18 protein-coding genes, 1 tRNA gene and 2 riboswitches are annotated in these 23598 nt (G+C 64.3%); of the genes, 6 read left to right on the top strand and 13 right to left on the bottom strand.

What is annotated here, in order from left to right:
• The first annotated feature begins 34 nt into the window (after positions 1–34).
• On the top strand, positions 35–1243 hold the full coding sequence (gene flhB, locus AWB78_RS01855; protein ID WP_062601626.1) for a flagellar biosynthesis protein FlhB: 1209 nt from the start codon (positions 35–37) through the stop codon (positions 1241–1243).
• A complete protein-coding gene (gene flhA / locus AWB78_RS01850) occupies positions 1240–3345 on the top strand; it encodes a flagellar biosynthesis protein FlhA (RefSeq protein ID WP_062601625.1) in 2106 nt (701 codons plus the stop codon). Before flhB ends, flhA begins: the two co-directional genes overlap by 4 nt.
• Positions 3346–3349: 4 nt before the next feature.
• Here flhA and AWB78_RS01845 read toward each other — a convergent pair whose 3' ends face one another.
• From AWB78_RS01845 to gcvT, 7 genes are all read right to left on the bottom strand, one after another.
• Complete coding sequence (locus tag AWB78_RS01845; protein ID WP_232477590.1) at positions 3350–4057, bottom strand: hypothetical protein; 708 nt, start codon at positions 4055–4057, stop codon at positions 3350–3352.
• 38 nt (positions 4058–4095) lie between these two features.
• Positions 4096–4593 carry a hypothetical protein gene (locus AWB78_RS01840; RefSeq protein WP_062601775.1) on the bottom strand — a complete coding sequence of 166 codons (498 nt, stop codon included), beginning with the start codon at positions 4591–4593 and terminating at the stop codon, positions 4096–4098.
• A 160-nt stretch (positions 4594–4753) separates the two neighbouring features.
• The gene (locus tag AWB78_RS01835; RefSeq protein WP_062601623.1) at positions 4754–6142 is read right to left on the bottom strand and encodes an L-serine ammonia-lyase; all 1389 of its coding nucleotides are present in this window, start codon (positions 6140–6142) and stop codon (positions 4754–4756) included.
• 23 nt (positions 6143–6165) lie between these two features.
• Positions 6166–7269 (bottom strand): alginate lyase family protein, encoded by a 1104-nt coding sequence (locus AWB78_RS01830; RefSeq protein ID WP_062601622.1) that lies wholly within the window; start codon positions 7267–7269, stop codon positions 6166–6168.
• A gap of 113 nt (positions 7270–7382) precedes the next feature.
• Positions 7383–10310 (bottom strand): aminomethyl-transferring glycine dehydrogenase, encoded by a 2928-nt coding sequence (gene gcvP / locus AWB78_RS01825; RefSeq protein WP_062601621.1) that lies wholly within the window; start codon positions 10308–10310, stop codon positions 7383–7385.
• A 64-nt stretch (positions 10311–10374) separates the two neighbouring features.
• Positions 10375–10755 carry a glycine cleavage system protein GcvH gene (gcvH, locus tag AWB78_RS01820; protein ID WP_062601620.1) on the bottom strand — a complete coding sequence of 127 codons (381 nt, stop codon included), beginning with the start codon at positions 10753–10755 and terminating at the stop codon, positions 10375–10377.
• A gap of 63 nt (positions 10756–10818) precedes the next feature.
• A complete protein-coding gene (gene gcvT, locus AWB78_RS01815; RefSeq protein WP_062601773.1) occupies positions 10819–11943 on the bottom strand; it encodes a glycine cleavage system aminomethyltransferase GcvT in 1125 nt (374 codons plus the stop codon).
• Between the two features lie 116 nt (positions 11944–12059).
• Positions 12060–12192: riboswitch (glycine riboswitch) on the bottom strand.
• Between the two features lie 11 nt (positions 12193–12203).
• A riboswitch (glycine riboswitch) is annotated at positions 12204–12314 on the bottom strand.
• A gap of 194 nt (positions 12315–12508) precedes the next feature.
• Here gcvT and AWB78_RS01810 point away from each other — a divergent pair.
• Positions 12509–12838 carry a hypothetical protein gene (locus AWB78_RS01810; protein WP_062601619.1) on the top strand — a complete coding sequence of 110 codons (330 nt, stop codon included), beginning with the start codon at positions 12509–12511 and terminating at the stop codon, positions 12836–12838.
• 3 nt (positions 12839–12841) lie between these two features.
• Here AWB78_RS01810 and AWB78_RS01805 read toward each other — a convergent pair whose 3' ends face one another.
• A complete protein-coding gene (locus AWB78_RS01805; protein WP_062601618.1) occupies positions 12842–13885 on the bottom strand; it encodes an oxidoreductase in 1044 nt (347 codons plus the stop codon).
• 141 nt (positions 13886–14026) lie between these two features.
• On the opposite strand from AWB78_RS01805, the gene AWB78_RS01800 reads away from it, so the two are divergent.
• A complete protein-coding gene (locus tag AWB78_RS01800; RefSeq protein WP_062601617.1) occupies positions 14027–16114 on the top strand; it encodes a UvrD-helicase domain-containing protein in 2088 nt (695 codons plus the stop codon).
• Positions 16115–16184: 70 nt separating this feature from the next.
• On the opposite strand, the gene AWB78_RS01795 is transcribed toward AWB78_RS01800, so the two are convergent.
• A complete protein-coding gene (locus tag AWB78_RS01795; RefSeq protein WP_062601616.1) occupies positions 16185–17072 on the bottom strand; it encodes a c-type cytochrome in 888 nt (295 codons plus the stop codon).
• A gap of 316 nt (positions 17073–17388) precedes the next feature.
• Here AWB78_RS01795 and AWB78_RS01790 point away from each other — a divergent pair.
• Positions 17389–17464, top strand: a tRNA-Arg gene (locus tag AWB78_RS01790).
• 268 nt (positions 17465–17732) lie between these two features.
• On the opposite strand, the gene AWB78_RS01785 is transcribed toward AWB78_RS01790, so the two are convergent.
• Positions 17733–18761 (bottom strand): Rieske 2Fe-2S domain-containing protein, encoded by a 1029-nt coding sequence (locus AWB78_RS01785; protein WP_062601615.1) that lies wholly within the window; start codon positions 18759–18761, stop codon positions 17733–17735.
• 191 nt (positions 18762–18952) lie between these two features.
• On the opposite strand from AWB78_RS01785, the gene AWB78_RS01780 reads away from it, so the two are divergent.
• On the top strand, positions 18953–20047 hold the full coding sequence (locus AWB78_RS01780; protein ID WP_062601614.1) for a GGDEF domain-containing protein: 1095 nt from the start codon (positions 18953–18955) through the stop codon (positions 20045–20047).
• A 4-nt stretch (positions 20048–20051) separates the two neighbouring features.
• Here the strand turns inward: AWB78_RS01780 and AWB78_RS01775 are convergent, their stop codons facing one another.
• From AWB78_RS01775 to flhF, 3 genes are read right to left on the bottom strand one after another with little or no spacing between them, the layout of a single operon-like run.
• Positions 20052–20783 carry an RNA polymerase sigma factor FliA gene (locus AWB78_RS01775; protein ID WP_062601613.1) on the bottom strand — a complete coding sequence of 244 codons (732 nt, stop codon included), beginning with the start codon at positions 20781–20783 and terminating at the stop codon, positions 20052–20054.
• A gap of 18 nt (positions 20784–20801) precedes the next feature.
• On the bottom strand, positions 20802–21704 hold the full coding sequence (locus AWB78_RS01770; protein ID WP_062601612.1) for a MinD/ParA family ATP-binding protein: 903 nt from the start codon (positions 21702–21704) through the stop codon (positions 20802–20804).
• Positions 21697–23475, bottom strand: coding sequence for a flagellar biosynthesis GTPase FlhF (gene flhF, locus AWB78_RS01765; protein WP_062601611.1), 1779 nt, complete (start codon positions 23473–23475; stop codon positions 21697–21699). Before flhF ends, AWB78_RS01770 begins: the two co-directional genes overlap by 8 nt.
• Between the last annotated feature and the right edge of the window lie 123 nt (positions 23476–23598).

The following is a 23598-nucleotide window of genomic DNA, read 5'->3' as shown; positions in this document are numbered from 1 at the left end:
TGTGGAAACGATGGAAGGAACGGAGTAAGGCCCGGTGGCAGAAGAAAGCGATCTCGAAAAAACCGAATCAGCCACTCCCAAGCGCCTGGAAAAGGCGCGGGAGGAAGGCCAGGTTGCGCGTTCACGCGAGCTCGCGTCTTTCGCGCTGCTCGCGGCGGGATTTTTCGGCGTGTGGGGCCTGTCGGGGACGATCAGCCAGCATTTGCAGTCGATTCTGCGCGGTGCGTTCACCTTCGATCACGCGACCGTGCTCGACACGCGCCAGATGATGATCGGCGCGGCGAACGCGGGCAAGGAAGGTTTGTTCGCCGTGCTGCCGGTGCTCGTGCTCACGGGTTTCGCCGCGCTCGCCGCGCCGATGGCGCTGGGCGGCTGGCTCATCACGACGAAGCCGCTCGCACCGAACTTCGGGCGGCTCAATCCGATCAGCGGCCTCGGCAAGATTTTCTCCGTGCAAGGGCCGGTTCAGCTCGGGATGTCGATGTTGAAAACGATCGTCGTCGGCGGCATGGCGGGATCGGCGATCTGGAGCCGCAAGGCCGAAGTGCTCGGTTTGCTGACCAAGCCGCTCGGTCTCGCGCTCGCCGACGCGATGCATCTGATCTTCGTGTGCTGCGGCATGGCGATCGCCGGACTGTTTCTCGTCGCGGCCGTCGACGTGCCGTATCAGCTCTACTCGCACGCGAAGAAGCTGCGCATGAGCAAGGAAGAAGTGAAGCGCGAGCACAAGGAAAACGAAGGCGATCCGCACATCAAGGGCAAGATCCGCCAGCAGCAGCGCGCGGCCGCGCGTCGCCGGATGATGCAGGCGATCCCGACCGCCGATGTCATCGTCACGAACCCGACGCACTTCGCCGTCGCGCTGAAGTACGCCGATGGCCAGATGCGCGCGCCGAAGGTCGTCGCGAAGGGCGTGAATCTGGTCGCGGCGCGCATCCGCGAATTGGGACGCGAGCACAACGTGCCGCTGCTCGAAGCGCCGCCGCTCGCGCGCGCGCTGTATCACAACGTCGAGATCAACCGCGAGATTCCGGGCGCGCTCTACGGCGCGGTCGCGCAGGTGCTGGCGTGGGTCTACCAGCTCAAGCGCTACAAGGAAGACGGCGGAATCGAACCGGAAGAGCCTTCCGATCTCGACGTGCCGAAAGAACTGGACAAAGGCGGCGTTTCCGACGCCGATGCCGACCAGGAAGCCGCGGAGGCCCTGGCTGGCGACAACACTGACAAGGGAGCCGCAGCATGAACGCGCGCGCTGGATTTTTCGCCAAACGGCCCGACGCGCTCGGCACGCAGAACTTGCGAGCCCTCGCCGGCCCGATCCTGATCTGCATGATCCTGGGCATGATGATTCTGCCCTTGCCGTCGTTCCTGCTCGACTTGCTGTTCACCTTCAACATCGCGCTGTCGGTGATGGTGCTGCTCGTCAGCATGTACACGCAAAAGCCGCTCGACTTCGCGGCGTTCCCGAGCGTGCTGCTGTTCTCGACGTTGCTGCGGCTTTCGCTGAACGTCGCGTCGACGCGTATCGTGCTGCTCGAAGGCCACACCGGCCCGGACGCCGCGGGTCAGGTGATCGAGTCGTTCGGGCACTTTCTCGTCGGCGGGAATTTCGCGGTCGGTATCGTCGTGTTCGTGATTCTGATGATCATCAACTTCATGGTCATCACGAAGGGCGCGGGACGTATCGCGGAAGTGGGCGCGCGCTTCACGCTCGACGCGATGCCCGGCAAGCAGATGGCCATCGACGCCGATCTGAACGCCGGCCTCATCAACGAGGAAACGGCGAAGAAGCGCCGTCAGGGTGTCGCGCAGGAAGCCGAGTTCTACGGCTCGATGGACGGTGCGAGCAAGTTCGTGCGCGGCGACGCGATCGCGGGCTTGCTGATCATGGTGATCAACGTGGTGGGCGGGCTGATCGTCGGCATGCTCCAGCACGACATGGACTTCGCGCACGCGGCGACCAACTACACGCTGCTGACCATCGGCGATGGCCTCGTCGCGCAGATTCCGTCGCTCATCATCTCGACGGCGGCGGGCGTGATCGTGTCGCGCGTCGCGACCGAGGAAGACATCGGCACGCAGCTGACCGGCCAGTTGTTCCAGAACCCGCGCGTGCTGATGATCACGGGCGTGATCATCGGCATCATGGGTTTGATTCCAGGCATGCCGCATTTCGCGTTCATTCTGCTCGGCGGCGGCCTCATCTACGCCGCGCGCACGATGAACAAACGCGCCGAGGCAAAGAAGAAGAGCGCCGTCACCGATGTCACGCCGCTCGCGGCGAGCGCCGCGGCCGCGTCGGCGGAGAATGCGGAGGCGAGCTGGGAGGATGTCTCGCTCATCGATCCGCTCGGGCTGGAAGTGGGTTATCGCCTGATTCCGCTCGTCGACCGCAACAGCGACGGCGAGTTGCTCAAGCGCATCAAGGGCATCCGCAAGAAGTTCGCGCAGGAAATCGGCTTTTTGCCGCCGGTCATTCACATTCGCGACAATCTCGAACTGCGGCCGAATGGTTATCGCATCGCGCTGAAGGGCGTGGAAGTGGGTGTCGGCGAGGCGTTTCCGGGGCAGTGGCTCGCGATCAATCCGGGGCAGGTTTCGGCCGCGCTGCCCGGCAACCAGACGACGGACCCGGCGTTCGGCCTGCCCGCCGTGTGGATCGACACGAATCTGCGCGAACAGGCTCAGGTGTACGGCTACACGGTGGTCGATGCGAGCACGGTCGTCGCGACGCATTTGAATCATCTCGTCGTGACGCATGCCGCGGAATTGCTCGGACGACAGGAAGTGCAGGCGTTGATCGAGCGCATCGGCAAGGACACGCCTTCGCTCACGGACGATCTCGTTCCGAAGGTGCTGTCGCTCACCACGCTGCAGAAGGTGCTGCAGAACCTGCTCGACGAGAGCGTGCCGATCCGCGATATGCGCACGATCCTCGACGCGCTGCAGGAACACGCGCCGCGCATGTCCGATCCGCACGATCTCACGGCGGCGGTGCGTCTCGCGCTGGGTCGCGCGATCACGCAGCAGTGGTATCCGGGCACCGACGATCTGCAGGTGATGGGCCTCGATCCGACGCTGGAACGTGTGCTGTCGCAGGCGCTGTCGACGGGCACGAATCCGGGGCTTGAGCCGGGGCTCGCGCAGACGCTGATGAACTCGACGCAGAACGCGATCATGCGTCAGCAGAACCTGGGCTTGCCGCCGGTGTTGCTGGTGCAGCATTCGCTGCGGGCGATGCTGGCTCGCTTTCTCAGGAGAAGTCTGCCGCAATTGAAGGTGCTGTCGTATGCGGAAGTACCGGATACGCGGAATGTGAAGGTGGTGAATCTGATTGGGGCGTGATGCTTCAATGAAGCACGGAGCCAATCAAACTTCGAAGATTCCGCGCATCGAAGACGACTGTCTTCCACGTGTAATAGTTCGCCCGCTCGAACTCGGTCTTGCCGACTGCTTGCTGATTTTCCGCAATGGCGAGCACATGCCCTGGCATATGCACGGCTCGATACTGCAAGTGGATGAGTTCGCCTTCGAGCAACCGCTTGGCGCTGGTCGCGGCGATGATGATCGACGGCGTGGGCGTTTCGATCAGGTGATCGGCTATCAAACCGCCGGAAATCGGCAACTCGACCTCCGACCGATGTCCGAGACCGAATTCCTCCGCTATCTCGGCGATGGTGCGAGTCAGCCGCTCCTTGAAGTCGCTGCTTGACTGGCGCTCGGGCCGCGAGGTCGCAACAGCATAGAGCTGCTGAGCTGCCTCGGCGACGCGAAACACATACGGTGCAAGAAGACGCTCGTCGGTGGTGGTCGCGCGAATCACCTCGTCTGCACACAGTCGCGCGGGGCTGAGTCGTGCATGTTCTTGCGACCAATGCTCGACGATGCCAGATTCGACGTCGCCGCCCGCCATGCTCGCGGAAAAGCATGCCTCTCCGTTCTCGTCTATGACCCATCCGCCGTCGCGAGGGCGAATGCGAACGACCACGCGATCTCCCGTTCCGGGATACTGCAAAGGCGTGACGATTCGCTGCACACCGTTGCTATCGGCATGCACTTCGAACAACGTGCAGATCGTTCGCTTGAGAATGTCCGTTAGCACAACAGGTCGCCTTGGCCGTTTTGTTCGTTCGAAATCGATATCCCCGCTATCTCGCGGAACAGAACGATCAGCGCGGCGCGGTCTTCGACCACCCTTGGGTCGAAGCGTCGATAAGACTTCAGGTTAAGCTCGGGTGCGCCGGGCAGCAAGCGATTCCGGTAGTCGAAGGTGGTCCGGCATGGCACCTTGCAATGCAAACCCTTGTGACTGGGATGGTAGTGAAACTCCAGCAGCGGGTAGAGATCCCCGGGAGGCAGTGCGTGAAGCAAATGCCCATAAAACGAGCGATCTTCGAGTTCGTCGCCGTCGCGCCATATGAACAGCACGCAATGATCGTCCGAGACGCGAGTGAGATCGGTCGCGTGAACCCGCGGCCGCGCCATTCTGTTGAATGGCTTGGGCCACCTGGTTTTGTTCATCGGCTTGAATTGCAGTGCGCCGCTCAGCGTCTTGCGCACTTGTCTATGCGCAGCAAGTTCCTTCGGTTCCAATGCGGTGCTCCCAGGCATCTCTACCGACGCACCGGTTCAATCCAGCGATCGATAGAATCGTTCTTGTTCTACCGATGCTAGCCGCTTCGCCTGGCGCCTCGATCGCCTTTCACCGAATGTTTCAGTCGTCGTGCCGATGACTGCCCGAAGACATCATCTCTCAACACTCCACGATATTCACCGCCAACCCGCCGCGCGAAGTCTCTTTATATTTGGTCTTCATATCCGCGCCGGTCTCTCTCATGGTCTTGATGACCGAATCGAGCGAAACATAGTGCGAGCCATCGCCGCGCATCGCCATGCGCGCGGCGTTGACGGCCTTCACCGATCCCATCGCGTTGCGTTCGATGCACGGAATCTGCACCATTCCGCCGACCGGATCGCACGTCAGCCCGAGGTTGTGCTCCATGCCGATCTCCGCGGCATTCTCGACTTGCGCGGGCGTGCCGCCGAGCACGGCAGCCAGCGCGCCCGCCGCCATCGAACAGGCAACGCCCACCTCGCCCTGACATCCCACTTCCGCGCCGGAGATGGACGCATTCATCTTGTACAGAATGCCGATCGCCGCCGCCGTCAGCAGGAAGTCGATCACGCCCTGCGTGTTCGACCCCGGCACGAACCGGTCGTAGTAATGCAGCACTGCCGGAATGATGCCCGCCGCGCCATTGGTCGGCGCGGTCACGACGCGCCCGCCGATCGCGTTCTCCTCGTTCACCGCGATCGCATAGAGATTGATCCAGTCGATCATCGAAAGCGGATCGCGCAACGCCTGCTCCGGCTTGCCCGCCAGCGCCTTGTACAACTGCGGCGCGCGACGCTTGACCTGAAACGGACCCGGCAAGTGCCCTTCGGCTTCGGGATTATTGATGCCGCACCCGCGCGCGACGCAATCCTGCATCACATCCCAGATGCGCAGCAGCCCGGCACGAATTTCATCCTCGCTGCGCCAGACGCGCTCGTTTTCCCACATCAGCTGCGCGATCGATTTGCCCGATTCGTCGCACATTTTCAGCAGCTCGTCGCCGGTCTGGAACGGATACGGCAACTGCTCGTGCGCCGTCAGCACCGCCGTGTTCGCCGCGCCCGCCGTGACGACGAAACCGCCGCCCACCGACAGATACGTCGCCTCGCGCAGCAACGCGCCGTTCGCATCGAACGCATACAGCTTCATGCCGTTCGGATGCTCCGGCAACGCCTGCCGGTAGAACGCGATGTTCTCCTTGATCGTGAACGGAATATCGCGCGTGCCGAGCAGCGCAAGCGTCTTCGACGCGCGCACGGCCTCCAGCCGCGGAACGATGCTCGATGCATCGACGGTGTCGGGTGCGTCGCCCATCAGGCCGAGCATCACGCCGCGGTCGGTCCCGTGGCCTTTGCCCGTCGCGCCGAGCGAGCCGTACAGCTCGCATTTCACCGATGCCGTCGCGTCCAGCAGAGCGTCGCGCTCGAGTCCTTGCGCGAACATCAATGCCGCGCGCATCGGTCCGACAGTGTGCGAACTCGAAGGGCCGATACCGATCTTGAAGAGGTCGAATACGCTGACTGCCATGACTGCTCCTACCTGTGCTTGGATTAGCGCGCCGGCAACGGCAGACACACCGCGAGCCACGCAGGCGGCGTGAGTGCGAGCCGCAGTGCGACCGGCGCGTAGCGGCCGTCGAGACGGGCCGCAAGATGAAAGAGTTCCGCCGCGTTCTTCGGATCCCACTGACCCGAAAAACCCGGCAATCCGGCTTCGCGGCGCTTGGCGTCGAAAGGCACCGACGAGCGCACGAATTCATTATGCGTCTTCGTGCCGATCGCGTACGGCGTGAGCCAGTTGAGCGCTTCGGCGAGGGTCGCGCCCGACTGCGCGCGCTCCGGCAGCCAGTTGCGGTTGTGCCGCCGCGCGGCGAGCGCCGCTGTCACGAGCGGTTGAAGATCGTAGGTGACGTAGCGCAGCGCATCGCGTTCGGCGAAATCGACCGTCGATCCATCCGGCGCGATGTTGTCGCCGATATGCTCGACGAACAGCCGCTGCGCCGCGTTGATGAGCTTGCGGTCGTCGATGGTGAACGCGCCCATCGCCACCAGCTTCACCCGATGACTCTGCCAGTTGTTCCGATAATTGCCCGTGAGCGGACGCGGCTGCTGGTCCATATCGGCGATATAGCCCTTCACCATCTTCGCGATGAACGCGTTCGCCGCATTGCGCGTCTTCACCGGCAAGGCGCTCGCCGTGAGGTCGTACGCGAGAATCAGCGATTCGAAATTCGTCTCGTCGATGGGATTGAAGCTCGGCTGGTACGTGGTCGTCCACGCGAACAGAAAGCGGTCGACGAGCCGCAGATAGCGCTCGTCGCCGGTCGCGCGCCACGCGAGCGCCGCATCGCGCATCAGGCCGAGATCTTTCTCCGCTTCGACGCTCTCGTCGTAGATGCCTTCGTGCGGCAGCGTGCCCTCGGTATGCAGCGTCGCCCGCGCCTTCGGCTGGTCGTTCACGTGCGATTGCACCATCTTCACCAGCGCCCTCACGCCGGGATCGGCGTTGGTGCGCTCGCTCGTCTGCATCGCGGGCGCGGCGCAGAAATTCATCGCCGCGTGAGCGCATGACATGCCGAACGCCAACAGCGCGGCCAGCGCCGTGCGCGTCCTGAAACGGCTCTTCTTATTCATCTCTCGCACCTTCCGCGCCATGCGAACTCCTTGATTGGCTTTGGTCCGGGGTGAGATGTTAGCCGTTCTGACGCGCGCCGCGATACCGCCCGACAATGCTTTACGCTTCCTTCATTGCCGGGCGGCGTGCCTGCTTATTCCGCGTAATCGGAAATCGGCACGCACGAGCACATCAGGTTGCGGTCGCCGTACGCGTTGTCCGCGCGGCCGACCGGCGACCAGTACTTGCGCGTCACGAGCGACTTCACCGGGTACGCCGCCGCTTCGCGCGTGTACTTGTGCGTCCACTCGTCCGACGTGACGGCCGCCGCCGTGTGCGGCGCGTTCTTCAGCACGTTGTCTTCGCGATCGGCGCGGCCTTCCTCCACCGCGCGGATTTCCTCGCGGATCGCGATCATCGCGTCGATGAAGCGGTCGAGCTCTTCCTTCGATTCCGATTCCGTCGGCTCGACCATCAGCGTGCCCGGCACGGGGAAGCTCATCGTCGGCGCGTGGAAGCCGTAGTCGATCAGGCGCTTCGCGACGTCGTCCACCGAGATGCCGCTCGATTCCTTGATCGGCCGCACGTCGAGAATGCACTCGTGCGCGACGAGCCCGCCCGGGCCGCTGTACAGCACCGGATAGTGCGGCGCGAGGCGCTTGGCGACATAGTTCGCCGCGAGAATCGCGCTTTCGGTGGCGGCGGTGAGGCCTTGCGCGCCCATCATCGCGATGTACATCCACGAGATCGGCAGAATCGCGGCCGAGCCATACGGCGCCGACGACACCGCGCCGATGCCCGCTTCGTCGCGCTTGTAGCCCGTGGAGATCTGATTCGGCAGGAACTTCGCCAGATGCGCGCCGACCGCGACCGGACCGACGCCCGGTCCGCCGCCGCCGTGCGGAATGCAGAAGGTCTTGTGCAGATTCAGGTGCGAAACGTCGCCGCCGAACTGGCCGGGCGCGCAGAGACCGACCATCGCGTTCATGTTCGCGCCGTCGACATACACCTGGCCGCCGTGCGAATGCACGATGTCGCAGATTTCGCGGACATTGCGCTCGAACACGCCGTGCGTCGACGGATACGTGATCATGATCGCCGCGAGGTTCGCCGAATGCTTGTCGGCCTTCGCCTTCAGGTCTTCGATATCGACGTTGCCGTTCGCATCGCACGCGACGACGACGACCTGCATGCCCGCCATCTGCGCCGACGCCGGATTCGTGCCGTGCGCGGACGCCGGAATCAGACACACATTGCGATGCCCTTCACCGCGCGACTCGTGATACGCGTGGATGATCAGCAGGCCCGCGTACTCGCCCTGCGAACCGGCGTTCGGCTGCAGGGATACCGCCGCGTAGCCCGTGCACGCAACCAGCATCTGTTCGAGCTGATCGATCATCGTGCGATAGCCGAGCGTCTGCTCGGCGGGCGCGAACGGGTGAATCTGCGCGAACTCGGGCCACGTCACCGGCAGCATTTCGGAGGTCGCGTTGAGCTTCATCGTGCAGGAGCCGAGCGGGATCATCGTGCGGTCGAGCGCGAGGTCCTTGTCGGCAAGGCTGCGCAGATAGCGCAGCATTTCGTGCTCGGAGTGATGGCGGTTGAAGACCGGATGCGTGAGGTATTCGCTCGTGCGATGCAGTTCGGCCGGCAGCGAATCGGGCGCGGCCTGGTCGAGCGCGTCGATATCGAACGTTTCGGTCTTGCCCGCCACTTCCGCGAAGAGCGCGAAGAGCTTGAGGAGGTCGTCGCGCGTGGTGGTTTCATCCAGCGATACGCCGACCTGGCTCGCGCTCACGTGGCGCAGGTTGATGTGCGCGGCGTGGGCGGCCTGATGCAGCGCGGTCGTGTTCGCCCCGCTGTCGATGGTGACCGTGTCGAAGAACGTATCGTTGGCGATCGCGTAGCCGAGCTTGCGCAGACCCGCCGCGAACACCGACGCGACGCGGTTTACGCGCAATGCGATCGTCTTCAGGCCGCGCGGGCCGTGATAGACGGCGTACATGCTCGCCATGATCGCGAGCAGCGCCTGCGCCGTACAGACGTTCGACGTCGCCTTCTCGCGACGGATATGTTGCTCGCGCGTCTGCAGCGCGAGACGCAGCGCGGAATTGCCTTGCGCATCGACGGTCACGCCGACGAGACGGCCCGGCATCTGGCGCTTGAATTCATCGCGCACGGCCATGAAAGCCGCGTGCGGACCGCCGAAGCCGACCGGCACACCGAAGCGCTGCGTATTGCCGATCGCGACATCCGCGCCCCATTCGCCCGGCGGCGTGACGAGCGTCAGCGCGAGCAGATCCGCCGCCGCGACGACATGGCCGCCCGCCGCGTGGATCGCTTCGGTCAGGGCGCGATAGTCGAGGATGTCGCCTTGCGCGCCGGGGTATTGCAGCAGCACGCCGAACGCGTTCGCGCTCGCGGCATTGGCGGCAGGGCCGACCTTCACCTCGATGCCCGCCGGCTTCGCGCGCGTCTTCACCACTTCGATGGTCTGCGGCAGCACGTCATCGGCGACGTAGAAGACGTTCGACTTCGGCTTGCCGACACGTTGCAGCAGGGTCATCGCTTCGGCGGCGGCGGTGGCTTCGTCGAGCAGCGATGCGTTCGCCATCGCGAGGCCCGTCAGGTCCATGACCATCTGCTGGAAGTTCAGCAGCGCTTCGAGGCGCCCTTGCGAGATTTCCGGCTGATACGGCGTGTACGCCGTGTACCAGGCCGGATTTTCCAGCACGTTGCGCAGGATCACGGCCGGCGTGTGCGTGCCGTAGTAACCCTGGCCGATGTAAGTCCGAAACACCAGATTCTCGTCCGCCAGCTTGCGCAGCGACGCGAGCGCTTCCGCCTCGCTCTTCGGCTGCGTGAACGCGCCGAGCGGCAGCGTTTCCTTGCGGCGGATCGATTCAGGAATCACCGCGTCGATGAAGGCCGCGCGCGATGCGAAGCCGAGCGCATCGAGCATCGCGCGCTGGTCCGCTTCGTCGGGGCCGATGTGCCGCTCGGCGAATGCATCGTGACATTCGAGTGCGGCGAGTGACAGGGAGGTGCGGTTCATCAGGCGATCCGGGTGTTCGAGCTTCATGTGAATTCCTGCGAATGGCGGCGCCTTCGTTGCGGAAAGGAGCCGCCTTCGTCGATTGAGGGAGTTATTCGCCGATCGACTTGCCGTAGCCTTCGGCGTCGAGCAGCTTGTCGAGGGAGGCGTCGCCCGCCGGCTTGATCTTGAAGAGCCAGCTTTCGTACGGCGCGCCGTTCACCTGATCGGGCGTGGCGGTGAGCGAGTCGTTGGCGGCGACGATTTCGCCCGAGACCGGCGCGTAAATATCGGAGGCGGCCTTCACCGATTCGATCACGGCGATCGCATCGCCCGCCGCGACGGTCTTGCCCGCCGCCGGCAGCTCGACGAACACGATGTCACCGAGCGCTTCCTGCGCGTGATCGGTGATGCCGACGGTCAGCGTGCCGTCGGCTTCGGTGCGGACCCATTCGTGCGATTCGGTGTATTTCAGATCGGCCGGGATGCTCATTGGATGCTCCTTGCGTGGTTCTTTCGTGAGGTTCTTGATAGGAGGGAACGGGCGCGACGGCGCTTATGAAAGTTCGACGAGAACCTTGCCGTTGCGCACGAACGGAAGTTTTACCACGCGCGCGGGGAGTTGCTTGTCGCGGATGACGACCTGCACCGTATCCCCGACGGCAACAGCGGTCGGGACGCGTGCGAACGCGATCGACTCCTGCATCGACGGCGAAAACGTGCCGCTCGTGATTTCGCCATCGCCGTGCGGCGTGACGACTTTCTGATGTGCGCGCAGTACGCCGCCCGCCTTGCCGTTTTCCTTGATGAGCACGAGCCCGACGAAATTCGCCTTCGAGCCGTGCGCTTCGAGCGCGCTGCGGCCGACGAAATCGCGCGGCGTTTTCAGATCGACGGTCCACGCGAGGCCGGCGTCGAGCGGCGAGACCGTCTCGTCCATGTCCTGGCCGTAGAGGTTCATGCCGGCTTCGAGGCGCAGCGTGTCGCGCGCGCCGAGGCCGGCCGGCTTCACGCCCGCGGCTGCGAGCGCGTTCCACAGCGCTTCGACGTGCGTCGCCGGAACGACGATCTCGAAGCCGTCCTCGCCCGTGTAGCCGGTGCGCGCGAGCATCAGCTCGCCGAATTGCGTCGACGGAAAAACGACCGCGTTGAACGGCTTGATGTCCTGAGTCTGCGCGCGCGTATCCGGCAGCACTTGCCAGGCCTTTTCGCGCGCGTTCGGGCCTTGCACGGCGATGATCGCGAGATCGCGGCGCGGCGTGATCGACAGATTGAATTCGCCCTCGGCGTTCAGCTGGCCGAACCAGGCGATGTCCTTCTCCGCCGTGCCCGCGTTCACGACGACACGAAAACTCGTCTCGGAGAAGTAATAAACGATGAGATCGTCGATGACGCCGCCGTCGCCGCCGAGCAGGCACGAGTAGAGCGCCTTGCCGGGCGTCGTGAGCTTGTCGACGTTATTGGCGATCGCGTACTTGAAGAAATCGCGGACGGCTTCGCCCTCGAAATCGATGACGCGCATGTGCGACACGTCGAACATGCCGGCATCCGTGCGTACCGCGCGGTGCTCGTCGATCTGCGAACCGTAGTTGACGGGCATGTCCCAGCCGCCGAAGTCGACCATGCGCGCGTTGAGCGCGAGGTGAGCGGCGTGCAAGGGCGTGTGTTGAAGAGAAGTCATCGGGGCCTCGGTTCGCGAAACAAAAAAGGCCACGCAGCGCGCTTTTGCCTGCGGAATGCGCCTGCGCTCGCTGCCGATGCAGCGCGCAACGTGCATACCGACTGGCGGTTGCGATGCGTGACCCCTCTGTCCTCGGTACCTGAGAGATTGCGCGAACCATGCACGATTGTGCAGCGGTTCATCGCGCGCCCCTTCGGTGGGCAACTGGCTCGTTCGACGAAGCCGCTGCCGCTCTCCAGAGTGCGAGGAAATTGCTTTCCTCGACGCCGTCGGTCCTTTTGCCTGAGAGTTTGCGGGTATGCCCCTTCGGCGGCGCGGCGTTCGCTGTCGTGCTGACAAGCGGCGGCCACGCGCTCTCCCGACGCGTGCGGCAGAATTTACGCGACCGAATTGGGGTTGTCAAACGGATTCGGACCGCAGCGATTGACTGTCCGATCGATCCGTATCCGGTGCGCCGAATGCGCTCGCGCCGCGGAGAAATCGAATCGCTTTGTTGCAAATGCGGGGAAATTTGCCGCAATCGCGCGCGTACACTGGTCGATTCGCAATCTTTTTCCCAGACCCCATGCCAGCCACCATCACCATCAACGGCGTCACGTATTCGGGCGAAAGCGTGTCGGTGCGCGGCGGACGCGTCATCGTGGACGGCAAGGACGTCACGCCAGAAACCGCGTCGCGCATCACGCTCGAAGTGCACGGCGATCTTCAGTCGTTTCAGGCCGATCGCTGCGACACGGTCGCCGTGCATGGCAACGTCGGCTCGGTGTCGACGGTTTCCGGCAGCGTCACCTGCGGCGATATCGGCGGATCCGTGTCGACGGTTTCCGGCAGCGTGAATTGCCGCGACGTCGGCGGAAAAGTCAGCACGACGTCCGGCAGCATCAACCAGCGATAGACGTCACCGGCGCTCGAACGGCACGCGCCGCCCTTCCGCGTCGCTCTGAATGGCCAGCTCGATGATCGTCATCGTATCGACCGCATCCTGCGGCGAGACCGGGAACGGCTTCCCATCCTGAATCGACGCCGCCAGCGACCGGTAAAACTCGATATACGCGCCGTCTTTCGTGGCGAATTCGTGACGCAGATCGAGGTCGCCATCGACTTCGCGCAGCACGCCCGGCGGATTCTTCGCGAACTCCGGATTGCCCGGCCGCATGCCCGAACGCAATTGATCTTCCTGCGTATCGAGCCCGTTCTTCACATAACTGCCGCGCGTGCCATGAATCGCGAAACGCGGCGGCTCCAGCGCGGCGAGCGCGCTCGCGTGCAGGATCACTTCCTTGTCGCCGTAGCCGAGCACGAGATGCACGTAGTCCGGCGCGTGCGCGTGATCGCGATGCGCCTTCACGAACGCCGTCACCGTCTGCGGCGCGCCGAAGAGCGTCAGCGCCTGATCGATCAGATGCGGTCCCAGATCGAACAGCAGCCCGCCGCCGCGCTCCGCTTCCTCGCGCCAGCGCTGCGGCACTTTCGGGCGGAAACGGTCGAAATGCGATTCGTAATGCGTGATGCGCCCGAGCCGCCCGCTTTCGACGAGCGCGCGCACCGTCATGAAATCGCCGTCCCAGCGGCGATTGTGGAACGGCGCGAAGATCAGGCCTTTCTGCTGTGCGAGATCGGCGAGCGTGCGGGCGTCGCGCGCGGAGAGCGTCACGGGTTTGTCGACGACCACGTGCTTGCCCGCCGACAACCCGCGGTGCGCGAGATCGAAGTGCGTGTCGTTCGGCGTCGCGATGACGACGCATTCGAGCCCGTCGACGGCGAGCAGCGCGTCGAAGTCCGCGACGATTTGCGCGTTCGGATAGTCGGCCTGCGCGCGCTCGGCCTGGCTCGTCGCGATGGCCGTCACCTCGGCGCGGCCGCAGTGCTCGATGACCGGCGCGTGAAACGTCGCGCCGGCAAGGCCGTAACCCATTACGCCGACTTTCAGTGCTGTGTTCATGCGGGCATCGTCCTGTCGTGAATTCGGTCGGATATTGTGGCACGAACGAGGGCCGGAACCGTGCCGGTTCTATCGTGTTAACATCGCGCTCTCCTCCATGCGCCGGTCCGCCGCGCGCGCCAGATATCCAAGCCCAAAACGATGTCCGCAGGTCTCAACGCCGCGCAAAGCGAAGCCGTGCGCTATCTCGACGGTCCCTGTCTCGTGCTCGCCGGCGCGGGCAGCGGCAAGACGCGCGTGATCACGCAGAAGATCGCGCATCTGATCGAAGGACGCGGCTTCGAGCCGAAGCACATCGCCGCGCTCACCTTCACGAACAAGGCCGCGCTCGAAATGCGCGAGCGCACCGGGAAACTGCTCGAAGGCAAGACGCTCACGACGCCCGGCAAGGAAGGCCGCAAGATTCCCGTCAATCAGTTGACGATCTGCACGTTCCACTCGCTCGGCGTGCAGATCATGCGGCAGGAAGCGGAGCACGTCGGACTGAAGCCGCAGTTCTCCATCATGGATTCGGACGACTGCTTCGGCATGGTTCAGGAGCAGCTCGGCACGACCGACAAGGGTCTGATCCGCAAGATCCAGTCGATCATTTCCTTGTGGAAGAACGCGATGGTGTCGCCCGATCAGGCATCCGTGCTCGCCAGCAACGAGGACGAGCATCAGGCGGCGATCGTCTATCGCAGTTATGCGGCCACGCTGCACGCGTATCAGGCGCTCGATTTCGACGATCTGATCCTGCGCCCCGCCCAGCTGTTCGCGGAGAACGAGCCGATTCGCGACAAGTGGCAGAACCGCCTGCGTTATCTGCTGATCGATGAATATCAGGACACGAACGCGTGCCAGTACGAACTCGTGAAGCTGCTGGCCGGCCCGCGCGCGGCGTTCACCGCCGTGGGCGACGACGATCAGGCGATCTACGGCTGGCGCGGCGCGACCATCGAAAACCTCGCGCAGCTCGGCAAGGATTTCCCGAAGCTGCACGTCATCAAGCTGGAGCAGAACTATCGCTCGACGGTGCGGATTCTGACGGCGGCGAACAACGTCATCGCGAACAATCCGAAGCTGTTCGAGAAGAAGCTGTGGTCCGAGCACGGCATGGGCGACACGATCACCGTCACCGGCTGCAACGACGAGGAGCACGAAGCGGAATCCGTCGTGTTCCGGCTGTCGGCGCACAAGTTCGAGCGGCGCACGCAGTTTCGCGATTACGCGATTCTTTATCGCGGCAACTTTCAGGCGCGTATCTTCGAGCAGGTTTTGCGGCGCGAGCGCATTCCGTATGTGCTGTCGGGCGGGCAGTCGTTCTTCGACAAGGCCGAGATCAAGGACCTCATCGCGTATCTGCGTCTGATTGCGAATCCCGACGACGATCCCGCGTTCATCCGCGCGATCACGACGCCGCGGCGCGGTGTCGGCAATACCACGCTCGAAGCGCTCGGCGCGTTCGCGGGGGCCGCGAAGGTGTCGCTGTTCGAGGCGGTGTTCATGGGCGGCATCGAGGCGCGGCTGTCGGCGCGGCAGGTCGAGCCGCTGCGCACGTTCTGCGAGTGGATCCGTCGCCTGTCGGACCGCGCCGCGCGCGATCCCGCGACCGAAGTGCTCGACGACATGATGGAAGCCATCCACTACGAGTCGTATCTCTACGATGCGTACGACGAGCGCCAGGCGCAGTCGAAATGGCAGAACGTGCTCGAGTTTCTCGAATGGCTGAAGCGCAAGGGCACGAAGCCGGAGGCCGCGCCCGGAACCGAGCAGACGGGCTACGACACTGCCGACGGTCTCGCCGATGAAGGCAAGAACCTGCTCGGCCTGATCCAGACCGTCGCGCTGATGTCGATGCTCGAAGGCAAGGAGGAAGACCCAGACGCGGTGCGGCTGTCGACGGTGCATGCGTCGAAGGGGCTGGAGTATCCGCACGTGTTTCTGGTGGGCGTCGAGGAAGGCATCATGCCGCATCGCGGCAGCTCCGACGATGACGCGCCCATCGACGATTCGCGCATCGAGGAAGAGCGCCGGCTGATGTATGTGGCGATCACGCGGGCGCAGCGCAGCCTGCATCTGAACTGGTGCAAGAAGAGAAAGCGCGCGCGGGAGACGGTGGTGTGCGAGCCGTCGCGCTTCATCCCCGAGATGCTGCTTGATGACGCGCCGCCGCCTACGAAGGAAGAAGCGCCTTTGTCGCCGAAGGATCGCATGGCGATGCTCAAGGCGATGTTGCAGAAGACCTGATGCTTTTGTCGTGCTTCAAACGAAAAAACCCTGCGCCGCGACGCAGGGTTTTTTCATTTCGGATCGGGCATTACTTTGCCGCGTTGACCATGTAATCGACGGCCGCCTTCACATCCGCATCCGGTGCGTTCGATCCGCCCTTCGGCGGCATGGCGCCCTTGCCGTGCAACGCGTAGTTGTAGACGGTATCCATCGGCTCCTTGAGGCGCGGCGCCCAGGCGGCCTTGTCGCCGAACTTCGGCGCGTTGAGCACACCGGCGGCGTGACATGCCTGGCAGACCTGCTCGTACAGTGCCTTGCCGGCCTGGGCTGCGTCGGCGCTTTGCGCGCCCGCTGCCGGCGCCGCCGATGCCGTTTGCGGCACGGATGCGAGCGCTGCCACGGCGGCGGCGGCTTGCGCGTTTTCGTTCGAGCTCGCGCCCGCCGGGGCCGATGCGCCCGCGCTGGCGGCCGCGCCCGGCGCGGGTTGCGCGGGTTCGGCGAGCTTGCCGCCGCTGCCGTTCGCCATATAGACGACCGCGCGGGCGATTTCGAAGTCGCTGTAATCGTCGGGGCTGGTGCCGCCGCGCGCGGGCATCGCACCCTTGCCGTTGAGCGCGTTGTGCAGAAGCGTGTCGTAACCTTCGCCGATGCGCGTGCCCCATGCGCCGGCATCGCCGAACTTGGGCGCGCCTGCGGTGCCTGCCGCGTGACAGGCGGAGCACACGGCCTTGTAGACTTCCTCGCCGGTCTTGTAGACGCGCGGCGCGTTGGCGTCGCGAACATCGACCTGCGCGGCGGGCGCGATGCGCTCCTTGACCGAGGATTCGAGATCGGTACCGGCGCCAGTGCGTGTCGCATTGTTCACGTAGACCGCCAGCAGGATGATGATGGCGACCGGGATGCCGAATCCCGCGATGACCGCGGCGATGAGTTGGCCGGGTGTCTTGATCGGGGCTCCGTGGGGTGCTTCGCTCATGCTTGTCTCGTCTCCCGTTTTTTGGTGTGAGTCGGTTCAGTGACAGCGTGACAGCTACAGCATTGCGCTTGGGCGCGCCTTGGGGAAAGGCACGGTCGATTATAGACGGAACGCTTAACTGTCGGCGCGGGGTGGCCGGCACGGCGGAGCGGGCGTTTACCCGAATCGCGTGAGGCTTTGGGCGTCGTGTCGCGCGGACGCGTTGGGCCTCGCGCGATGGACGAAGTCATGGAAAACAGGTATCCTCTCGGATTCGCATGGGCCTTGCAGCCGACTTTCGGCTTTTGTTTATCCCTCAGCAAGGTCTTTCTCCGATGCGCCCGTAGCTCAATGGATAGAGTACTGCCCTCCGAAGGCAGGGGTTGCTGGTTCGATCCCAGCCGGGCGCGCCAAGAATTCCGCTTCAACTAATTCGGCAACAACCAGCAAGCGCGGCTGTGTTTCCAGACTCATCCATCCGCCGGTCCGATTAGAATTTCTGTCATCCCGTCCTTGGCAATTCGCCGTCCACCTATCCAGGACGCGCCAAACCCTTGGGCGTTTTCACGTCAGGAAACGGGATTTGCCTACCGCAGTGCTGATCGACGCGCTTACTTCGTCAAGCGATTCCGCAGTCCGAATCAATGGCCGCGGCCGTCGCAGTATGACTATCCGCTCGGATCAGCCGTCGCCTGAAAGAGCCGAGGTCGGCGCTGCGCGAAGAGTCGTCCCCCACCCGAACCCCATCCCCGCCAGCCATCTCCGATAAGCCACCGCCATCCGATCGCACCTCTGATGCAACTCCGCATCGAGATCGAGCGGCAAATGTCGAGGCCACTGCGACTCCACGATCGGCGTGTCCTGCATCAGGATCTCCATGTTGAAGTCATAAAGCGCCTGGTCGGAATGCGTCGTGTCATCCTCGTGGATGGAAACGAGCCAGGCCCGCGTCTCCGTCTGCGACACGGGCGATGCCGCCAGCATGATATGCAACGCCCCCAGCCCGCCGCCCGCCATCTTCGTGAGCGTCGCGATCATCGGCCGCTTCACGCGATACACATACTCGATCATCGCGCCGCCGCCTTGCCCCGGAATGCCCGCGGGCTGCCAGTATCGGCAATGCCGCGCCTCCAGCCCTCCATCGGTCGCAAGGACTTCATAGTCCGGCACTTCCGTATGCGCCTCTTCGCCGAGAATGCCCTGGTGCACGAACGAAAAGTGCGCCATGTCCAGAAAATTCTCGACAACGCGCGGCGCCGATGATCTCACCGTCTGCGGCGCGAGATTGATGCGCCGGCCACCGGGAATCGCGGCTTCGGGAAAAAAATCGAGCGCATAAGCAGGCTCGCCGAAGCACATCCAGATAACGCCGTATTTCTCCTCGCTGACGAACGTCGTCGTGCAAACGCGCTTCGATGGGCGCAGCGACGGACTCGACGGAATCCGCAAACACTGCCCCTCGATGTCATAACGCCATCCGTGATACGGACACACGATCTGATCGCGCATCACGTGCCCCAGTGACAACTGCGCGCCCCGATGCGGACAGTAATCGCGCCAGACGTGCGCCGCACCGATGCCGTCGCGCCACACGACGATCCGCTCATCGGCGACGATGAACCCGCGCGCCTCGCCCTCCGGCACGTCTTCGCTATTACAGACCGGCAGCCATTCCGCCGTTAATGAGGCTGAGGAAGATTCGTCGCGCATCACGGTGAATCGGAAAAAGTCGTTTGAAAGCCGTTCTTACACGAAACACAGCGTCTTCGCAAAACATTGCAAAATAGCGGATCGCTCGCTCGGTGCCATTCGATGTCGCGCCATCCCACCGATGCCATGCGACGGGGCCGCAGTACATAACAGCACGATAAAAGAAAGAAATCACCATCCAGGGGTTCAGTATGGAGCAGGCGCAACAACCGGCACGCCGGGCTTATGCCTTCGCATGGTCCGAGCACCGGAATCCCGAACGCGAGCAGGCCACGCTGCGGATCTGGATGGGAGCGGCGGTTCTTCTGGCTTACGGCATCTACGCGTGGCTCCGTCCGTCGCACGATGCATCGATGGTCACGCGCATCGTCGCGCTCTATGTGTCTTATGGTGCCGTCACGCTCCTGATCGTCAGGCGCATGCGCTCGCCTTCGGTGACGCGTCTCACGATGACGACCATCGCCGATCAAACGCTGCTCGGGCTCGCGCTCGCCGCCGGCGGCGCCATCGGGTTGCCGCTCATCTGGGTGATGTTCTGGTTTCTGATCGGCTCGGGATGCCGCTATGGGAAGCGCACGCTCGCCGTTTCATGCGCGACGGCGCTCGTCATCGTCGTGGCGCTCGGGATCTGGCAGCCGTGGTGGAATGCGAATATCCCCGCCGCGATCGGGCTGGGCCTGAGCGTGCTGGGCGCATCGGTGTATCTGAGCGTGCTCGTCGACCGGCTCGGCAGCGCGAATCGCGATCTCGCGCGTCAGGCATCGACCGATCCGCTCACCGGTCTGTCGAACCGTTATGCGCTCGAGCAGATCGTCGATCGCGCGATGTCAGCGCCCGAAGCCGATGGCGACAGCGCCACCGCGCTCCTCCTCATCGATCTCGACGGCTTCAAGGAAGTGAACGACACCTACGGCCATGCCGTCGGCGACATGCTGCTGCAGGCCTTCGCGCAATCGCTCGGCAAGCGCATGCGCAAGACCGATACCATCGCGCGTCTGGGCGGCGACGAGTTCGTCGTGCTCGCGCATCAGGTGCGCGATCCCGCCGCGGTGCTCGCCATGGCCGACAGCATTCACTCGGTGCTCGCCGCGATCACCTCGGTGCAGGAGCGGCCGGTGTCGGTATCGGCGAGCATCGGCGCATGCCTGCTTTCCAGCGCGACGGCCGCGCATCAATCCGGCATGACCGCCGTGCTGCGCGCCGCCGACCGCGCGATGTATCGCGCGAAAAGTCTCGGCGAAGGCAAGACCGTGCTCGCCGAGACGCGCGACTTCGAAACGAACTGAAGCATCAGGCCTCGACGCCCGTCCACGCCTGCTCGCGCAGCTTCGTGCGAAGACGCGCAACCGCCTGGCTGTGCAACTGGCACACGCGCGATTCGCTCACTTCCATCACCGCGCCGATTTCGCGCAGGTTCAGGCCGCGTTCGTAATACAGGCTCATCAGGAGCTTCTCGCGCTCGGGCAGCTTGTCGATGGCTTCGATCAGCGCGCCGCGCAGGCTGTCGTCGAGCAGCGCCGAAAGCGGGTCCGAACGGTCGACGCAATAGCGGTCGAGGAACGGCTCGTCGTCGGCGGAGCGGTCGAAGTCTTCGTAGTAGATCAGCTGGCTGCCGTGCAAGTCCTGCAGCATCGACTGATACTCGGGAAGCGGCATGTTCATGTGCTCCGCGATTTCCGTCTCGCTCGCCGCGCGGCCGAGGTTCTGCTCGACCTTGTGCACCGCCGATTCCACTTCGCGCGATGTCTTGCGCATGCTGCGCGGCAGCCAGTCGTTCGCGCGCAGCTCATCCAGCATCGCGCCGCGAATGCGCTGGCTCGCGTACGTTTCGAACTGCGCGCCTTGATCTTCCTTGTAGCGGCTCGCCGCGTCCATCAGGCCGATCATGCCGGCCTGGATGAGATCGTCGAGATCGACGCTCGCCGGCATCTTGGCGACGAGCTGAAGCCCCAGCCGGCGAACGAGCGGCGCATATTTCGTCAGCACTTCCGACTGTGAGAGTTTGCCTTGGGCGTTATACATCTTGGTCACCTATCTTGATCACATCGACGCCGTGCTGCTCATTGCATGCTCGGAAAGCCAGGCTTCCCGCACGCCGTGATCAGAGTCGCCTACCGGAATGCGCGCGTTTCTCTGGCTCTCGGTCTTCGCCGGAAAAGGCGCGGGACGCATCGGCCAGTGCAGGAGTTCCGCCGCGATCGCGCGATAGTCGCGCGCCGCGGCCGTGGCCGGGAACGCGTCGACTGCGCAGCGTGAAAGTTCCTTCGCCCGAGCGACGCGCGCATCCTCGGACACATACCCCGCCTGCACGAGCGACACGGCCAGATACCGGCTCGCGACGCCCGACAGGTTGTCGAACGCGACCGCCGCGTCGGCCGGGTTCTGCACGTGATTGATGAGCACGCGGAACTGGCCGATCGCATGGGCGTAGTGCAGACGCTTCATGCACGCATACGCCTCGGTGATCGCCGACGCGGCCACCCGCGTCACGACGAGAAAGTCATGCGCCTGCGTCGCGAGCGTCGAGAGCGCGCCGTGGCGATCGAGCTGCGCATCGATCAACACGATGTCCGCCGGACCGTCGAGCAACGCGCGGCACTGCGCGGCGTCGTGAACGATGCGCTCGTCGCGCGGCGCCGCGATCAGCGAGAAGCCGAACGGCGTGCGCTCGACGGTATCGGCCAGCGCACGCCGGCCCGACATCACCGCGGCGAGCGCGCCCGCGTCGGACAGGCCGAGCATCCGGCTCACCGATCCCGCGTCGCGATGCTCGTCGATCACGAGCACATCCTTGCCGTGCACGGACAGCGCCGCGCCGAGATTCACCACCGCCGACGTGCATCCGATGCCCGCCGGCCCGCCTGCGACCGCCACCACGCGCGAACCGGCGCGCGTGAGGAGCCGTCGCAGACCTTCCGCCTGGTCGAGCACGAACTTATCCAAAGCGCACCTCGTGCATGTCGGTCGTGGCGCGCGCGGACAATGCCGAGAGCAGCGCCGGCACTTCCTCGTCCTGCGGCACGAACGGCGAGCCGTCACGCGGAATGCAGAACGCGCTCTTGATGAGAAAACGCTTGGTCGCGACGTACAGGTTCTCCGGCACCTTCTGGCCGGTCGACACGTAATGCACCGGCAGCTTGTAGCGGATCACCGTATCGAGCACGCCGCCGAGGTTCGTGGCTTCATCGAGCTTCGTCAGGATGCAACCCGCGAGCGGCGGCTGATCCGGCGCGCTCTTGTAGGCCTGCACGACTTCGTTGAGCGTGTCGCCGTGGCTCGTCGCGTTGAGCAGCAGGATGCGCTGCACCGGATGACCCGCGCCGCACAGCATCGCGATCTGGTCGGAGACCATGCGGTCGCGCTGGCTCATGCCGATCGTGTCGATCAGCACGATATGTTTGTTGCGCAGTTCGGACAGCGCGAGCTGGAGGTCGGCGCCGTCCTTCACCGCGTGCACCGAAACGCCGAGAATCTTGCCGAAGATGCGCAGTTGCTCGTGCGCGCCGATACGGTAGCTGTCGGTCGTGAGCAGCGCGACCTTGCTTGCGCCGAAGCGCATCACGCAGCGCGCGGCGAGCTTCGCGGTGGTCGTCGTCTTGCCGACGCCCGTCGGGCCCATCAGCGCGAACACGCCGCCGCGCTCCATCAGCGCGTCTTCGCTGTCCATCACCGGGATGTTCGATTCGAGGACTTGCTGCACCCATTCGAGCGCGCCTTCCACGCTTTCCATCTCGGGCATGTTGTCCATCATCATGCGCACGAGTTGCGCGGAGAAGCCGGCGGAAAAGAGACGCTTGGTCAGCGCGCCGCCCGTCGGATTGCGACGCTGGCGCTCGCCCCACATCAGCCCGGAGAAGTGCTCTTCCATCATCGAGCGCATCGAGGAGAGCTCGTTCATGACCGTTTCGTTGACGACCTGCTCCATGCGCGCGCGGATCGCTTCGGTGACGACGGCCGCCGCGTTCGCGGGCAAACCGTCGAACGCGCTTTCCGGCGCGGCGTGTGCAGCTTGTGCAGCGGGCGCATCGGCGTGCGGCACGCTCGCGTTGATCTTCTGGGCGGCGCGGCGCGCGGCGACTTGCGCGGCTTCGCGAGCCCAGTCAGGAGTTTCGATTTTCGACTCGACGGCTGCTTCGACGCGCTTCGGTTGTTGACGCAGCGCGTACTTGCCGGTTTCCGGCGTCTTGTCGGCGCGCGCTTCCTGCTCGGACACCGGCTTCGGCACGCCCATGCCGCGCGCGATCGCGGCGGATGCCGTGAGCGGCCGGTTCGACGGCATCGTCGCCTGCTGCGCGATGCGCTTCGCATGCTCGATCAGCCACGGATTCGAATCGGCCATCGTGCGCGGCGCTTCGTCATCGGATGCGGTTTCGTTCGCTCGGGCGTGGTCTTCTTCATCGTCGATGTCGGTGTTCGCGCCGAAGACCGACGAGAACACATCGCCGCTCGCGTACGGATTCGCGGCCGGCTGCTTCATCGGCATCGCGGCGGCGGCGGCCGCCAGCACGGCGCGCGACGTGCCGGCCGAGCGCACCGCCTGCTCCTGCGCGGCGGGCGAAATCGATGCGATATCGCTATCCGCGACACCGACGATCTCGACGGAGCCGTCATCGAGCGTGCGATTCGACAGCACCACGGCATCGGGTCCGAGCGCTTCACGAACCTGGCGCAATGCGTCGCGGCTGTTCGCGCCGATGAATTTACGAATGTTCAAACTGGCCCCCGATGAGGTGAGACTGCGATCTTTGCGAGGCGGGCGCGTCTGGCTCATAGCCGTGCCCGCTTTTCAGTGAGGCCATTATTGCGAACTTCGCCTTTTGTCCATCGCTGGATAAAG

The sequence above is a fragment of the Caballeronia calidae genome (assembly GCF_900044055.2).
Lineage (GTDB): Bacteria > Pseudomonadota > Gammaproteobacteria > Burkholderiales > Burkholderiaceae > Caballeronia > Caballeronia calidae.
This window is presented reverse-complemented; position numbering and strand designations above follow the sequence as displayed.

Bases quoted from the DNA above. Each gene is read 5' to 3' on its own strand.
- flhA (WP_062601625.1), top strand. From the start codon at position 1,240: ATGAACGCGCGCGCTGGATTTTTCGCCAAACGGCCCGACGCGCTCGGC.
- AWB78_RS01835 (WP_062601623.1), bottom strand. From the start codon at position 6,142: ATGGCAGTCAGCGTATTCGACCTCTTCAAGATCGGTATCGGCCCTTCG.
- AWB78_RS01830 (WP_062601622.1), bottom strand. From the start codon at position 7,269: ATGGCGCGGAAGGTGCGAGAGATGAATAAGAAGAGCCGTTTCAGGACG.
- gcvP (WP_062601621.1), bottom strand. From the start codon at position 10,310: ATGAAGCTCGAACACCCGGATCGCCTGATGAACCGCACCTCCCTGTCA.
- gcvH (WP_062601620.1), bottom strand. From the start codon at position 10,755: ATGAGCATCCCGGCCGATCTGAAATACACCGAATCGCACGAATGGGTC.
- gcvT (WP_062601773.1), bottom strand. From the start codon at position 11,943: ATGACTTCTCTTCAACACACGCCCTTGCACGCCGCTCACCTCGCGCTC.
- AWB78_RS01810 (WP_062601619.1), top strand. From the start codon at position 12,509: ATGCCAGCCACCATCACCATCAACGGCGTCACGTATTCGGGCGAAAGC.
- AWB78_RS01805 (WP_062601618.1), bottom strand. From the start codon at position 13,885: ATGAACACAGCACTGAAAGTCGGCGTAATGGGTTACGGCCTTGCCGGC.
- AWB78_RS01800 (WP_062601617.1), top strand. From the start codon at position 14,027: ATGTCCGCAGGTCTCAACGCCGCGCAAAGCGAAGCCGTGCGCTATCTC.
- AWB78_RS01795 (WP_062601616.1), bottom strand. From the start codon at position 17,072: ATGAGCGAAGCACCCCACGGAGCCCCGATCAAGACACCCGGCCAACTC.
- AWB78_RS01785 (WP_062601615.1), bottom strand. From the start codon at position 18,761: ATGCGCGACGAATCTTCCTCAGCCTCATTAACGGCGGAATGGCTGCCG.
- AWB78_RS01780 (WP_062601614.1), top strand. From the start codon at position 18,953: ATGGAGCAGGCGCAACAACCGGCACGCCGGGCTTATGCCTTCGCATGG.
- AWB78_RS01775 (WP_062601613.1), bottom strand. From the start codon at position 20,783: ATGTATAACGCCCAAGGCAAACTCTCACAGTCGGAAGTGCTGACGAAA.